The following is a 13,647-nucleotide window of genomic DNA, read 5'->3' as shown; positions in this document are numbered from 1 at the left end:
AGGAAAGCACATGCAAACCTTTATCTTGGCGTTATACGTACTGATCTGGCCGTTAATATCACTCGCCATATTCGCGATCATCGGCATCGCCACCGTCAAAGACATCCGCATTGCACGACGTTATAAGCGTGAGCTGGTGTGACATAGTTATTCATAGATGAGCAAGTAGTAGTAGGGGAAATAAGTGCGGCAAAGGACTGCCGTGACTTATAGGCCTACATCAAGCTCCAAAAAGCATCGACCAGCGGATTTTTTAAGTTTTTCTTCAACGTAAACAAGCCAATATCGTAGGGTTCCAGCTCCGGCGTCACGTCGAGCACCCGAATACGATCCACCAATGGGCTGTTATCGAGCACAATTTTTGGCACCACGCCAATACCAAAGCCCAAGCTCACCATACTCACAATCGCCTCATTTCCCGTCACCTGTGCATAAATGCGCGGGGCAATATCGCGTTGGCGAAACCATTCGTCCACACGCGCTCTTGAGACACCGCTCTCCGATAAAATCATCGGGATACCCGCCCACTCTTTCGATGCGGTTGGCGAGGTCGTGGGAACGTTCGGTACTTGCTGCTCAAGCGGTGCAATAAATAACAGCGGCGACGTCGCAATGGGCTTAAAGGCTAAACCGCGAGGTAAGTTGGCGGGGCGTGCCGCGATGCTGAGATCTTCCTTACCATCCAACACATGCGCAATGGCGTGTTCCGGGTCTCCCGTACGCAGCTTTATTTCAATCGCAGGGTAGGCAATACGAAAGCGGCGCAGCAGCTCATGCAGAAAGCTGTAGCTCGCGGTGACGGAACCGTACAAGCTGATTTCACCGCTTAATTGATCAGCGTTGTCGGTTAACTCATGGCGGATCAAGTTCCACTGGCTGCTGGTATCCCGCGCGTATTTAAGAAACTTCTGGCCTTCCTGGGTCAACGCTACGGTTCGGTTGTCGCGATTAAACAGCGGCACACCCAGCTCGTCTTCTAAATGTCGAATGTTGCGCGACAGCGCAGAAATGCTGATATGACACTCATCGCTGGCGCGTCCGAAATGCAGCGTTTCTGCCAGGGCGAGGAATTGCTTTAACAGTTTAATATTCATAACAACGTCGGCGCTCCGCGACTGCGTTTATGGCGGTGTCCGAATACTAACCGACAGTTGCGAAAAATGGGACGTGTTATTGCAAATATATCAATTTAAGAAAGAGTCACATTTGTATACATTACCTCTCATCACACGCTCTTACTGACTTGGCGCTAGCGCTCACCACTAGCGACGGTGTCACCCTTTTTAATATCGGTGTACCTTACACCGACACATCGATCATAAAATCAGGAAGCTAACGATGGCTAATTATTTCAATACCTTACCGCTACGCGAGCAATTGGCTCAGCTAGCGCAATGCCGCTTCATGCACACCGCTGAGTTTGCTGACGGCGTCGAAGCGCTGAAAGGCAAAAAGATGGTGGTTATTGGTTGTGGCGCACAAGGCCTTAACCAAGGTTTGAACCTACGCGACAGCGGCCTGGACGTTTCTTACGCACTGCGCCCGGAAGCCATCGAGCAGAAGCGTCAGTCTTGGAAGAACGCCTCGGAAAACGGCTTTGTAGTGGGTACTTACCAAGAGTTGATCCCCACCGCAGACGTAGTGTTGAACCTCACCCCTGATAAGCAGCACACCTCGGTAGTGAACACAGTGATGCCGCTGATGAAGGAAGGCGCCTGCCTGTCTTACTCTCACGGTTTCAACATCGTAGAAGAAGGCATGAAAATTCGCGATGACTTAACCGTCATCATGGTGGCGCCGAAGTGCCCAGGTTCTGAAGTTCGCGCTGAATACGTACGTGGATTCGGTGTGCCCACCTTGATCGCTGTTCACGAAGATAACGACCCCAAAGGTGAAGGCCTTGCGCTCGCCAAAGCCTACGCGGTCGGTACGGGCGGCCACAAAGCGGGCGTGCTGATGTCCTCTTTCATTGCGGAAGTGAAATCCGACCTGATGGGTGAGCAAACAATTCTTTGCGGCATGCTGCAAACGGGCTCTCTGCTGTGCTTCGACAAAATGGTCGAAGAGGGTATCGACCCAGGCTACGCCTCTCGTTTGATTCAATACGGCTGGGAAACCGTCACCGAAGCCCTGAAGTACGGAGGCGTTACGAACATGCTAGACCGTCTTTCTAACCCAGCGAAGATCAAAGCATTCGATCTTTCTGAAGAGTTAAAAGAGATCATGCGTCCGCTGTACAACAAGCACCAAGACGACATCATGAGTGGCCACTTCTCTAAAACCATGATGGAAGACTGGGCCAACGACGACGCGAACCTGCACAAATGGCGCGCCGAAACCGCTGAAACCAACTTCGAGAAAACACCCGCTGGTGATGTAGAAATCACTGAGCAAGAGTTCTTCGACAACGGCATTTTGATGGTGGCAATGGTGAAAGCCGGCGTCGAGCTTGCTTTCGAAACCATGACCGCAGCGGGCATCATCGCTGAATCGGCTTACTACGAGTCGCTGCACGAAACGCCGCTCATCGCGAACACCATCGCGCGTAAGAAATTGTACGAAATGAACGCAACTATCTCCGATACTGCGGAATACGGTTGCTACCTTTACAACCACGCCTGCGTACCGCTGTTGGCTGACTTTATGAAAGGCATCAAATCCGACGTGATCGGTAAAGGCCTTGAGGTAGATGACAACGGCGTTGATAACGCACGCCTGATCGAAGTTAACACCGCCCTTCGTTCACACCCCGTAGAAGCCGTTGGCTCGGTTCTTCGCGGTTACATGGCTGACATGAAAAAAATCGTTTAATCGTCTGATTAACCGATAGACACTCAGGTCTTCAACACATAGGCCGCCAAAAAAAGCCGAGATATCATCACGATATGCTCGGCTTTTTTGGTTCATCGCACAGCGTAAGGAAGAGAGTAATGGATTCGTTAACCCGCCTAGACGATATTCACCAAAACCCTATCCGCCTATCAAAAGCGACGGTCAGCTTTGATGACCGCTTCACGCTAAGCGAGATTGATTGGACCATTACGCCAGAACAACACTGGGTTATCACCGGCCCCAATGGCGCAGGTAAATCCGCCCTGGCGGCTGCGCTCGCGGGTATTGGTGACCTTCAGAGCGGTAGCATTCAAGGCATTCCCAACCGTGTGGAAATCGTCTCCTTTGAAGTCCAGGCGGAGCTCATCGCCCAAGAGTTGAAGAAAGACGACGCCGATATTATGGACGTCATCTCACTCGGCACCCCCGTCAGTGAAATGATTTTCGATCATTGCCAAGACACTGAGCTCGCTCAAACCTTGGTCGAAAAGTTTGGCCTAAGCAGACTGCTCGATCGCGCGTTTCGCAAACTATCCACCGGCGAAACCCGTAAAGTCATGCTGATTCGCGCACTGGCCAACCAGCCTGATTTACTTATTTTAGACGAGCCTTTCGATGGCTTGGATGTCGAAACGCTCGCCATGCTGCAAGCCCATCTCGCCTCCCTCATCGACACCGTTCCCATGGTCATGGTGCTGAACCGCTTTGATGAAATGCCGGACTTCATCACCCATGTGGCCTACTTAGATAAAAAACGGGGGGATAAAGACCGTTCGGATAAACAGCGTGGAGACAAAGGCCGACTGAAGCTCACGGTAGACCGTCAAGACAACGCCGCCTTCAATGAGCTATACCAATTGCTGCATTTAAAAACCACCGACCTAAGCGTGCCGGAGGCCGACCCTACCCATAAGCTACCCGCTCTCGACCCGAGCCAGCCATTAGTCAAATTAACCCAAGCGACCATCCAGTACGGCGACACGTTGATTGTCGATAAGCTCGATTGGACGATAGAACGGGGGCAGCATTGGCAGCTGAGTGGGCCTAACGGTAGCGGCAAGACTTGCGTTTTATCGCTGATCACCGGCGACCATCCGCAGTGCTATACCAACGATATTTTCGTGTTTGGCTTCCAGCGCGGTAACGGCGAAAGCATCTGGCAAATTAAACAGTTTATCGGCTATGTCTCCACTAACCTGCAGTGGGAATACCGGGTGAGCACCAGCTGTAAAAACGTGATTATTTCCGGCTTCTACGACAGCATCGGCATGTACACCAAGTCCACCGACTGCCAGAAAAAAATTGCCGACCAGTGGCTCGAACTACTCGGTATGAAAGACCGCGCAGACCAGCCGTTTAACAAGCTCTCATACGGCGACCAGCGCCTGCTGCTCATTGCCCGCGCCATGGTCAAACATCCGCCCCTGTTGATTCTAGACGAGCCTTGCCTTGGCCTGGACGACATCAACCGCCAACTCGTTCTCGCCCTGATCGAAAAAATCTGCCAGGGCTCCGAAACCACCGTGCTCTACGTCAACCACCACGCAGAAGACCAGATATCAGGCATCGAGCATTATTTAGCGCTGGAAAAGAATCACTAGATGCCATAAGCCCGCTCGACCTTGGCAACGCGGACTTTAAATTCGGCGTACCACGCTTTGTGCCCCAGGCGCTGAGCTTCAAGATGCTCAGCGTTCTGCTTCCACTGCTTGATGGCTTCCTCGCTTGCCCAGTACGACACGGTAATACCCACCTCCTCACGCGCTGACTCAATACCCAGAAAGCCTTCCTGCTCGGCAGCCAGCGCCAGCATTCTGTCAGCCATGGCCCCATATCCATTATCTCCCTCGGTGCGCACAGAGCTGAAAATAACCGCGTAATAAGGTGGGCTGGGGGTGTTAGCGATGGCCATTCAATCCTCTGCTTGCGTTACGTCTGCGTTAATCGAGATTAGCTGAAAATCTCATTGAGTTCATCGTCCATCAAGGGTGGCACGATCAGCTTCCGCAACGATGTCAGAATTCATTTCTTGGATTCCTATACGAGATGTTAAAGGCGGTTACGCTGCAGGATCGTCACCTTGTTCAGGCGCACCGGGTAAAACCCCAAGCTGCTGCATTAGGCTCATCGTATCCATGAGGATGCGAGTGGACTTCACCTTCTCCCCTTCAAACTGATCAATGACCATGCCCCACACGCTGACGGCACGGTGAGTCGGTGGTATTCCCAGGAACTCCCCCCGCTGAGTTCCTTCCCAAACGAAGCGTGTTAAGACGCGGCTATCTTCTGCAATCTGCTCCTCGACGCGCCAGCGCATATCCGGAAAGGCGGTTCGCAGCCCAGCTAGCGTTTCCATGAGCCCTGCAAGGCCTGGCCCCTGGCCCGGAAACGGAACCTCTTCCACCATATCTTCATGGAAGTATTCACCAGTGGCGGCAATCTCACCGGATGTGAGAACGCGGTCGAGAAACGCTGCAATGTGGGCCTTATGTTGTTCTGACACGTGAGCCTCCTGTTGAGGATCAGTGGGCTAGGCGCCCTCTGTCACGCCTCCAACGGGTCGTTATTCGCCAATGTTTAATAGGGGTATTTGGCAGTATAGCGGCCCGTTTCGATAATACCGCTGGAGATCTACGACGCGTAATAGCGCCAGCAAGATCACCGATGTGCTTCTCAAATGGGGCGGCTTTCGATACGGATCGTCTACGCTTGGTCCATGAACGGCGATTGCCTTAGGCAGTCAGAACAGCATCACAGCAGGAAATACACTAGGAGAGTGAAATATGCAGACGATCGAACTAGGCGGAGACAGCGTACCCCGTATAGGCCAGGGCACTTGGCACATGGGCGAGGATGCCGGGCAGCGGCAGGCTGAGGTCAGAGCGCTGCGTGAAGGCCTGGATATGGGCATGACGCTGATCGATACCGCAGAGATGTATGCCGAGGGCGGTTCTGAAGAAGTCGTTGGCCAAGCGATCCGAGGCCGGCGTGATGAGGTGTATCTGGTCAGCAAGGTCTACCCGCACAACGCCAGCACTAAGGGTGTTCAAGCCGCCTGCGAGCGCAGCCTGCGCCGACTGGGCACCGACACTATCGACCTCTACCTGCTGCACTGGCGCGGCCAGTACCCGCTGAGCGAAACAGTGGAAGCGTTTGAGCGGCTGCGTGAGCAGGGCAAGATTCTGCGCTGGGGCGTGTCAAACTTTGACGTTGACGACCTAACCGAGCTAGACGCGCCAACTTGCGCCACCAATCAGGTGCTCTACAACCCCGAAGCACGGGGCATTGAGTACGACCTGCTGCCCTGGCAGGCACAACACCACATGCCGCTGATGGCCTACTGCCCCATCGGGCAAGGCGGCGCGCTGCTGCATAACGCCACCCTGCAACACATCGCCGACAAACACAGCGCCACCCCCGCGCAAGTCGCGCTTGCCTGGGCGCTGCGCCACCCCGGTGTGATTGCTATTCCTAAAGCCGTGAATCTGGAGCACCTCAAACAGAACGCCAAGGCAGATAAGGTCAGACTCGACGAAGATGATCTGGCACAAATCGACGCCGCCTACCCCTCGCCAACGCGTAAGCAGTCTTTGCAGATGGTGTGAGGACGAGCCATTAACGGACTAGGATTAACGGACTAGGACAGGAGCGCTGTCATGTCACTGCCCGCCCCGAAACCCAATGGCTGGATCAGCTTCCTCGCCCACCTGCTGTTTATCCTCGCGGCGTGGACGCTGTTCATCAAATATCTGTTTCCCATTGGTTACGCGCTGGCATACGGCGAGCCCTGGGCGACTTATATTTATTGGGATCTATGGCCAGTGGCGCACGTATGGCTAGGCTGGGCGCTGCTCAAGCAGCCTCGCTACACGCGTGCCTTGGCGGTGAGCATGTCCGTTATTGAGATCCTCATCATCAGCACTTTGTTTGTGGGTTTTCTCGCTGACCCCGAATGGTCGATCTGGCGCACCAACTGGTTTGTGAATAAGGTATTTGTGCTGACATGCTTTGTTCTGGTGTTGGCTGCCACGGTGCCGATTCAAAAAAATCGGAAGGAGCGACCGCTATGAAGCATCACACCAAGCATCGCATCACGCGCAGACAAAGCCTTACGCTCATCGGCGCCACGCTCGCCGCCATGGCGCTCCCCACCGCATCGCTTTTTGCCAACACAAACGGGATGCGCCAGAAGGCTTTTGCGGGCACGGAAAAAAAGCTGCCCGTGATTGGCATGGGCACCTGGCGCACCTTCAACGTTGGCAGCGACCCAAAATTGCTCGATGCGCGCACCGAGGTGGTTAAGGCATTTTTCGAACATGGCGGCGGCCTGATCGACTCTTCGCCCATGTATGGCTCGGCGCCGGACGTGCTGGGCTATGCCCTACAGCAGCTCGGCACACCCGAGAGCCTGTTTGCTGCAGAGAAGGTCTGGAGCCCCGCCGGTGGTTCAGCCCGCGAGCAGGTGGCCGAACTGAAAGAACGCTGGAAGGTGGAGAACTTCGATTTGGTGCAGGTACACAATCTGACCGACTGGCGCGAGCACCTGGCCGCGCTGCAGGAGATGAAAGCCGAAGGCGTCGTCCGCCATGTCGGCATTACCACCTCGCACGGGCGACGCCACAGCGAGATCGAGCAGATCATGACGTCAGATGATATCGACTTCGTTCAGCTCACCTACAACATCACCCACCGCGAGGCCGAAAACCGGCTACTGCCCCTGGCAGAAGAACGGGGCATCGGCGTGATCGCCAACCGGCCTTACGATGGTGGCAGCCTGATCAAGAACCTCAAGCGCCGTAACGCGCCATTGCCCGAATGGGCAAAATCGGAATGCGGCTGTACAACCTGGGCGGACTTCCTGCTGAAGTTTATCGTCAGCCACCCGGCGATAACATGCGCGATACCCGCCACCACCCAGGTCGAGCACCTCCGCGAGAATATGCGTGCTGGCCACTCCCCCATGCCCTCGCCCGACGCACGGCAGCGGATGACCGCCACTATCGAGTCGCTATGAACGAGTGGACAAGCTACCAACTGCAGGACTTTATTCCCTTCACGGCGGAGGTTTACTTTCGCCTGCTGGAGCGCATGGGCGAAACCTTCTGGCCACTGCATCTGCTGACCCTCGGTCTCGGCGCCGCCGCCCTTATGCTGGCGCTAAAACACCGCACACGAATCGCCTGCCTGCTCCCCGCCCCACTCTGGGCCTTCGTCGCCGTCGCGTTTTTCATTCAGCGCTATGCGGAGCTCAACTGGGCCGGGGGCTATGTTGGCTACGCTTTTATCGCCCAAGCCGTGCTGCTGGTATTGATGGCGCTAACGGGATGGGGAATGGATAACGCGCCACGTGCAACAAACCCACCGGTTGCTATAGGTATAGCCATCACCCTCTTCGGCCTGATCATCATGCCGCTGATAGTGCCGCTAAGCGGCGGCTCCTGGTACCAGGCGGAGGTGTTCGGCATTCATGCCGACCCAACGGCGGTGACCACGCTGGGCCTGATGCTTATCATGCTCCGGGGTTTCGCCCTCTGGATCACCGTCATTGTTCCAGCGCTCTGGCTGGTTGTGTCAGGCCTAACGTTACAAGTGCTGGATTCAACAGGCGCAGTCGGGCTGTTCGACGTATTGGCGATTGTGCTGGTTGGGCTTGTTTGGAAATCCATCAAGGCCAAGCGATAACGCCGCAGCATCTTAGATAATGAACGTATGCAAGGCTCTGGTTTATCGACAATTTAACCCCTAACGCCTGGGCTCAGCCGCTGGTTTTAAGCGGCGGAAAACCGAACGCTGTGCAGGCGATTGTCAAAACTCATAACGTACGATATTCTGTACATTAACAACATCCCGTACAGGAGCTACCTTATGGATGCCATCAGCTACACGGCCGCTAGAACCAATCTAGCAAAAACTATGGAGCAGGTCTGTGAAGACCACTCACCTATGATCATCACCCGAAGCAAGGCGCAATCCGTGGTAATGATCTCTCTCGAAGACTATGAGGCACTGCAAGAGACAGCCTATCTCCTGCGCGCACCTAAGAACGCTCGCCGTTTGCTGGAGTCCGTTGCCGAGTTGGAACAAGGTGGTGGTCAAGAAAAGGAACTTCTTGAATGAAACTGATCTTCTCTGAGAACGCCTGGGAAGACTATCTGTACTGGCAGAAAACCGATAAGAAGATTCTTGGCCGAATTAACAAGCTAATCAAAGAAACCAAGCGAGAGCCGTTTGAAGGTGTCGGTAAACCAGAGCCTCTCAAACACAGCCTCGCCGGTTATTGGTCTCGGCGCGACGTCACCCCATCTTCAGTAGCACCTGGGTTTAGAGTCAGACGTAACTTTATCGTGTTTTAACACCAGTTGCTCGGCATAGGCTGAAGGTGTCAGTCCGCCAAGACTCTTTTTCGGTCTTTCTTCGTTGTACTCCCGGCGCCATGCTTCGATGACAACCTTGGCGTGATGAAGGCTGGTGAACCATTGCTCATTCAGACATTCATCTCGAAAGCGCCCATTGAACGATTCGATGTAGGCGTTTTGATTGGGTTTTCCAGGTTCGATTAAAAACAGCGCAACGTCATGTAGGTGAGCCCACAACAGCATGGCGCGCCCACAAAATTCCTTACCATTATCCGTACGAATGGCGCTAGGTAGGCCACGTTGTAAAGCCAGTTGATCTAGAATCCGTGTTAACGACAGACCGCCAATGGCCCGTTCAGGCACGATCGCCACGGCTTCATGGGTGGCGTCGTCGACAACGGTGAGGTTCTTTATCACGCGTCCTTCTGCCGTACGGTCAAATACAAAATCCATTGACCAGATCTGGTTGGCGGCACAAGGACGGCCAAGGGGCTTTCGCTCAGACGCAGGAACCTTCTTGCGCTTGCGGCGTTTTACCTGCAATCGAGCCGCCGCGTAGAGACGCTCGACACGCTTATGATTGACCCGTTCACCGGCTTGACGCAGCTTCAGGTAGATCATGCCAGCGCCATAGCGACGATGCCGATGCGCCAAGGCAACGATGCGTTCACGCAATGCCCCATTGCGGTCAGGGGCCGATTGATAGCGCAATGCACTGGCACTCATATGGATGACACGGAGCGCTCGGCGTTCACTCAGACCACGTGACACCATAAAGCGCACCACGTCTCGGCGTGCCGGGGCACTCACCACTTTTTTCTCAGCGCCTCGCGAGTGACCTCCATTTCCAGTAGCGACTCCGCGAGCAGCTTTTTCAAGCGCCCATTTTCGGCTTCGAGTTCTTTGAGTCGTTTGGCATCGGGTACGCTCATGCCGCCAAACTTGCTGCGCCATAGATAGTAACTGGCTTCTGAGAAACCGTGCCGACGGCATAGCTCCTTGATGGGCAGTCCTGCTTCGGCTTCGCCCAGAAAACCAATGATCTGTTCTTCGCTGAAACGCTTCTTCATGTCCAATCTCCTTTCGTAGGATCGGACTCTAAAGTGTAGCGCTACTCAATCTGGGGGTGACGTCGGGCGAATCAACGAAGAACACCGTATGGTTTACAAAGTTACGGATGACGCTTTGCTTATTGCTCAGCTGCGTTATCACTACTGATTTAACGTGGAGCTTTGCGGCAGTTTTGGAGCCGCAAGGCGGTGTAAAAATTGTCCGACAACAGCGTCTTGTTAAATCAATATGGCTTTTCGATATTGTTTAACGCATGAAGAAGATCTCTCTCAAAATCAACATCAAAATAACTCACGTCAAATCCCGCCTCAAATAATATTTCCTTGATATTTTCACTACTGATATCAATTTTTGAGGCTTCCATATTAATTTTTCTGCCTTGCTGTTTAGCTATATTAAACTCTTCCTTATAGGAAGCATAAAAAAATGTATCTTTCGGAAAATGGAGTGCAGGATCACCAGGATACGGCTTTGTCATAATCAGAGCACTATCTGAGATATCTAATCTGGAAATGGCAACTTTATTTGTGACCGACAGCTCAAAATTGATAAATGGTGAACTATTAATTCTTAAGCAGACCAAGGTTGTGGTAAGTAGTTCAAGCCTCACGTCCCTGACCGACCTTATATTTCGTCCTTTAACTCTATTTGCATGTCCAAACGAAGCATAAAATTTACAGGCATCTTCAGAGTCCGGATCTATGATTAGTGCTTCAATATACTTTGTAGTCCTAGAGTCGTTGGCAGTTTCTAGAATTTTTGGAAAGGCAACAGCTCTGTTCCACCTAGCAGTATGACCATAATAATAAAATCTTTCAGTTTTATCTAGCATAGAATTTAATATGTTTTTAACGTCATGAGGTGCAATGACATTAACATCACTGCTATCGAGGCCACTAGGAGTTACAAACCAAAAGAAACCGGAAGCAAGCAAACTTGACCCCAGAAGAGCAATCATATTATTAAAAAATGAAAGAACTGCTCCTTCGTAGACACCGCCAAAATAAACGAAAGCTTTAGGCAGTAGATAATAATTTGCAATTATCAATAACGCAAGAAATGCAGCCAAAGTGATGAAATACAACCTGATCTTTGCGGGGCTTTTTATTATATCTTTAATAACCATTAGCTATTCCTGCCCATAAAAGCAGATAATTTTTCTCTCAGAAATGAGCTTTTTACGGGAGCATTATACATGATTTTATCACAAGATATTTCTCGACTCGATACGACATCTGCAGTCAAAGATTCTGATGTGCCAGTTATTATAATTGAATCCGCAGGATCAGAATTCTCTTTTTTAGCGCTATGGTATTTCTCCTTCGGAAATTGAAAAAACTCACCTTCCTGCATAATTGAATTTTTCACTTCCTTTAATATTACACTACCAACTCTGTGGAATGAGTACCCAGAATAATCCTCCAAATATCGGCATTTATACAATGCGAATTTTGTTATTTCTTTGACCTGCTCAAAGGTATAGATTGGCCATTCGTACGAGCCAGTTAGAACTAAGCCAGACATATTCCATGGATGGTTATGCACATCACCTTCCTGTAGTGGAGAGTCAGGCCAAATGTGTAACCTAATAGAATACTTTGGTCGCTTATCCAGCAATAGTACTTTTAAAAAACCGTTCTTATGCCAATACGATCTATTTGCCACTTCATGAAGTTGAGATTGACTTTTCATCATATTATTTATGATAGAAACCAATAAGCCATCATTAAGTAAGCGAAGAAAAGCCTCGCGTGATTCCTCGTCGTTCTTTTCGAGCTTTGAGGACGCGAGAGCTTCAAATTCTGCCAATGTCATTACTATCCTTTTTTCGATTTAACGCCTTGCTCACCGGAAAATTAGGTGCGCAGCGAGTAATTTTTCCGAGTGCGGCAACTTGTTATGCCTTGGTTGCTAATTGATCGTAGCCAATTAGTAAAGCCGGACTAAATGACTCAAACTGCCACCTTGGTAGCCGTTGGCGATCTGTCTTGTAGGCTTCCATTAATTCTTTTAGATCTGATGGCTTATCTATACATAGGACGCACTTAACTTTTTCAAAGTATGACTTTGATGACGATCTCGCAAATATTTCAAACGCACTATGAAATCGACCTACATACAGCAATGTGTCAGGAAACCAATGAGAATAAAAGTCGGATCGCATTATTTCTGCACGCATAAACAGTACGAAATCGGCCTGCATAAGGTAACGAAATTCTATTCCTGAATGCTTACTGCGCTGCTCAAGAAGGTCTGCATGAACAGATAGACGCCTTAGTTCTAATCTATTATTTCTATGTTCTAATGAACGCAAGTATTCTCGGAAAACCTCATAGCCAACCATTACGTCCTTGCCATAATCGGTTCTACCAGCTACGTAGTACTGCTGCGCCAACAAAAAATTAATTTCACCAAATCTTTCAAACTTGATGAATATTGCAACTACATATAAGAAAAGTTCGTGAACTATGAATTTAAAATTATCAAAATCCCACTCACTCCAGCTGTTAACATTTTCCGGCCTGCTCATATATGGAATCAAAGATTCGAAAAAGCGGTGCACTTTGCGGATATTTTCTTCTTCCGGCGCATACTGTGCGAGAGTGACAAATAAGTTAATCAGTTCATTTCTGTAGGGAATAAACTTTTCTATGCTATCAACAACCTGATCGTCAAACTCGCCTTCCTTTTCAGTGATTCTAAATTTTTCAAGATTACTAGAAAAAGTTGACAAATACTCATCAAGCGCCCCTGAAGCGAACGATTTCTTCTCTTTGATAGCCGATACAGCCCTTTTGTGCGCTGCCGAAGTTCCTAAAGATATTCCATCTGGCTCATCAAGAAAGGATGGCCGTTTACCTATTTCTGGCCTGGCATGAAGAGGTTTGTCATATATCCAACGCAGCAATTTTTCAAAATTATCTGCATAATTATCGGGCTCACTTAAATCGATATATATTCTCGATTTGTAGTATGTAGGAAGATATGCCTTACCCTGCGCATTTCTCTCAGGAATTATGGCTACAAACTTTCCTTGCTCTTGATTTTCATATACTTCACGAGAGATGATTTGTGTTTCTGTACCTACACCGCCGGATCGCCCGTCAGCCCTTGATGCATATACCTCGTCGCATATCATAGCCACCTTAGTTATCTGTGGATCTGTAACCATTTTCTCCATGAACGCAACGGCATCATGCCCTTCTTTAAGATCCCATTTATCAAGAATTACATGAACACCTGATTCGGTCAGCTCGTTGGCCAAATCAATTACCCACTGCTCATGCGTTGCATTAGACCAGCTATATGAAATAAATAATTTAGGGCTTTCCATATATTCATAGATCCTTAATTACAAACTCTAATTCTAAGTAAAGGGCTTTGAACT

At 50.6% G+C, this 13,647-nt stretch carries 16 protein-coding genes and 1 pseudogene; 10 read left to right on the top strand and 7 right to left on the bottom strand.

Annotated elements, in window-relative coordinates; all coding sequences use genetic code 11:
* The first annotated feature begins 10 nt into the window (after positions 1 to 10).
* A complete protein-coding gene (locus V8L71_RS03070; RefSeq protein WP_232774718.1) occupies positions 11 to 142 on the top strand; it encodes a putative transporter small subunit in 132 nt (43 codons plus the stop codon).
* 73 nt (positions 143 to 215) lie between these two features.
* On the opposite strand, the gene ilvY is transcribed toward V8L71_RS03070, so the two are convergent.
* Positions 216 to 1,094, bottom strand: coding sequence for an HTH-type transcriptional activator IlvY (ilvY, locus tag V8L71_RS03065; RefSeq protein WP_336273172.1), 879 nt, complete (start codon positions 1,092 to 1,094; stop codon positions 216 to 218).
* 244 nt (positions 1,095 to 1,338) lie between these two features.
* On the opposite strand from ilvY, the gene ilvC reads away from it, so the two are divergent.
* Together ilvC and modF are read left to right on the top strand one after the other, a co-directional pair.
* Positions 1,339 to 2,811, top strand: coding sequence for a ketol-acid reductoisomerase (gene ilvC, locus V8L71_RS03060; RefSeq protein ID WP_336273171.1), 1,473 nt, complete (start codon positions 1,339 to 1,341; stop codon positions 2,809 to 2,811).
* A gap of 119 nt (positions 2,812 to 2,930) precedes the next feature.
* Positions 2,931 to 4,433, top strand: a complete 1,503-nt coding sequence (gene modF, locus V8L71_RS03055; protein WP_336273170.1) for a molybdate ABC transporter ATP-binding protein ModF — start codon at positions 2,931 to 2,933, stop codon at positions 4,431 to 4,433.
* Here the strand turns inward: modF and V8L71_RS03050 are convergent.
* Entirely contained in the window at positions 4,430 to 4,744 is a 315-nt protein-coding gene (locus V8L71_RS03050; RefSeq protein WP_101145932.1) for an antibiotic biosynthesis monooxygenase family protein, read from the bottom strand. The two genes, modF and V8L71_RS03050, sit on opposite strands and share 4 nt — an antisense overlap.
* Before the next feature lie 147 nt (positions 4,745 to 4,891).
* A complete protein-coding gene (locus tag V8L71_RS03045; protein WP_336273169.1) occupies positions 4,892 to 5,335 on the bottom strand; it encodes an ester cyclase in 444 nt (147 codons plus the stop codon).
* A 280-nt stretch (positions 5,336 to 5,615) separates the two neighbouring features.
* On the opposite strand from V8L71_RS03045, the gene V8L71_RS03040 reads away from it, so the two are divergent.
* The 6 genes from V8L71_RS03040 (at position 5,616) to V8L71_RS03015 (ending at position 9,185) form a co-directional block, all read left to right on the top strand.
* Positions 5,616 to 6,437 carry an aldo/keto reductase gene (locus tag V8L71_RS03040; protein ID WP_336273168.1) on the top strand — a complete coding sequence of 274 codons (822 nt, stop codon included), beginning with the start codon at positions 5,616 to 5,618 and terminating at the stop codon, positions 6,435 to 6,437.
* A gap of 51 nt (positions 6,438 to 6,488) precedes the next feature.
* Entirely contained in the window at positions 6,489 to 6,902 is a 414-nt protein-coding gene (locus V8L71_RS03035; RefSeq protein WP_336273167.1) for a hypothetical protein, read from the top strand.
* Complete coding sequence (locus V8L71_RS03030) at positions 6,899 to 7,846, top strand: aldo/keto reductase (protein WP_336273166.1); 948 nt, start codon at positions 6,899 to 6,901, stop codon at positions 7,844 to 7,846. Before V8L71_RS03035 ends, V8L71_RS03030 begins: the two co-directional genes overlap by 4 nt.
* A complete protein-coding gene (locus tag V8L71_RS03025; RefSeq protein WP_336273165.1) occupies positions 7,843 to 8,514 on the top strand; it encodes an MFS transporter permease in 672 nt (223 codons plus the stop codon). The genes V8L71_RS03030 and V8L71_RS03025 overlap by 4 nt, the downstream gene beginning before the upstream one ends.
* A 183-nt stretch (positions 8,515 to 8,697) precedes the next feature.
* Entirely contained in the window at positions 8,698 to 8,949 is a 252-nt protein-coding gene (locus tag V8L71_RS03020; RefSeq protein ID WP_022520613.1) for a type II toxin-antitoxin system Phd/YefM family antitoxin, read from the top strand.
* The gene (locus tag V8L71_RS03015; protein WP_336273164.1) at positions 8,946 to 9,185 is read left to right on the top strand and encodes a Txe/YoeB family addiction module toxin; all 240 of its coding nucleotides are present in this window, start codon (positions 8,946 to 8,948) and stop codon (positions 9,183 to 9,185) included. Before V8L71_RS03020 ends, V8L71_RS03015 begins: the two co-directional genes overlap by 4 nt.
* Here V8L71_RS03015 and V8L71_RS03010 read toward each other — a convergent pair.
* A protein-coding gene (locus V8L71_RS03010) for an IS3 family transposase (protein WP_431313162.1) occupies positions 9,138 to 10,258 on the bottom strand; the annotation gives its coding sequence in 2 pieces (ribosomal slippage) (positions 9,138 to 10,000 and positions 10,000 to 10,258; 1,122 coding nt in all). The genes V8L71_RS03015 and V8L71_RS03010 overlap by 48 nt on opposite strands.
* Before the next feature lie 67 nt (positions 10,259 to 10,325).
* On the opposite strand from V8L71_RS03010, the pseudogene V8L71_RS03005 reads away from it, so the two are divergent.
* Positions 10,326 to 10,406 (top strand): annotated as a pseudogene (locus V8L71_RS03005) (type II toxin-antitoxin system YoeB family toxin); the annotation flags it as partial.
* A 76-nt stretch (positions 10,407 to 10,482) separates the two neighbouring features.
* Here the strand turns inward: V8L71_RS03005 and V8L71_RS03000 are convergent.
* The 3 genes from V8L71_RS03000 to V8L71_RS02990 form a co-directional block, all read right to left on the bottom strand.
* On the bottom strand, positions 10,483 to 11,385 hold the full coding sequence (locus V8L71_RS03000) for a hypothetical protein (RefSeq protein WP_336273162.1): 903 nt from the start codon (positions 11,383 to 11,385) through the stop codon (positions 10,483 to 10,485).
* Entirely contained in the window at positions 11,385 to 12,074 is a 690-nt protein-coding gene (locus V8L71_RS02995) for a hypothetical protein (RefSeq protein ID WP_336273161.1), read from the bottom strand. Before V8L71_RS02995 ends, V8L71_RS03000 begins: the two co-directional genes overlap by 1 nt.
* 82 nt (positions 12,075 to 12,156) lie before the next feature.
* Complete coding sequence (locus V8L71_RS02990) at positions 12,157 to 13,593, bottom strand: SEFIR domain-containing protein (protein ID WP_336273160.1); 1,437 nt, start codon at positions 13,591 to 13,593, stop codon at positions 12,157 to 12,159.
* Positions 13,594 to 13,647: the final 54 nt, after the last annotated feature.

Origin of the sequence: Vreelandella indica (assembly GCF_037070225.1) — a bacterium.
Classification (GTDB): Bacteria; Pseudomonadota; Gammaproteobacteria; order Pseudomonadales; family Halomonadaceae; genus Vreelandella; species Vreelandella arctica.
The sequence above is the reverse complement of the archived record's forward strand: the minus strand, read 5'-3'. Positions and strand labels throughout refer to the sequence as shown.

Coding starts and splice junctions, on each gene's coding strand:
- ilvY (WP_336273172.1), bottom strand. CDS start 1,094: ATGAATATTAAACTGTTAAAGCAATTCCTCGCCCTGGCAGAAACGCTG.
- ilvC (WP_336273171.1), top strand. CDS start 1,339: ATGGCTAATTATTTCAATACCTTACCGCTACGCGAGCAATTGGCTCAG.
- V8L71_RS03000 (WP_336273162.1), bottom strand. CDS start 11,385: ATGGTTATTAAAGATATAATAAAAAGCCCCGCAAAGATCAGGTTGTAT.
- V8L71_RS03040 (WP_336273168.1), top strand. CDS start 5,616: ATGCAGACGATCGAACTAGGCGGAGACAGCGTACCCCGTATAGGCCAG.
- V8L71_RS03030 (WP_336273166.1), top strand. CDS start 6,899: ATGAAGCATCACACCAAGCATCGCATCACGCGCAGACAAAGCCTTACG.
- modF (WP_336273170.1), top strand. CDS start 2,931: ATGGATTCGTTAACCCGCCTAGACGATATTCACCAAAACCCTATCCGC.
- V8L71_RS03015 (WP_336273164.1), top strand. CDS start 8,946: ATGAAACTGATCTTCTCTGAGAACGCCTGGGAAGACTATCTGTACTGG.
- V8L71_RS02995 (WP_336273161.1), bottom strand. CDS start 12,074: ATGACATTGGCAGAATTTGAAGCTCTCGCGTCCTCAAAGCTCGAAAAG.
- V8L71_RS03035 (WP_336273167.1), top strand. CDS start 6,489: ATGTCACTGCCCGCCCCGAAACCCAATGGCTGGATCAGCTTCCTCGCC.
- V8L71_RS03050 (WP_101145932.1), bottom strand. CDS start 4,744: ATGGCCATCGCTAACACCCCCAGCCCACCTTATTACGCGGTTATTTTC.
- V8L71_RS02990 (WP_336273160.1), bottom strand. CDS start 13,593: ATGGAAAGCCCTAAATTATTTATTTCATATAGCTGGTCTAATGCAACG.
- V8L71_RS03070 (WP_232774718.1), top strand. CDS start 11: ATGCAAACCTTTATCTTGGCGTTATACGTACTGATCTGGCCGTTAATA.
- V8L71_RS03020 (WP_022520613.1), top strand. CDS start 8,698: ATGGATGCCATCAGCTACACGGCCGCTAGAACCAATCTAGCAAAAACT.
- V8L71_RS03025 (WP_336273165.1), top strand. CDS start 7,843: ATGAACGAGTGGACAAGCTACCAACTGCAGGACTTTATTCCCTTCACG.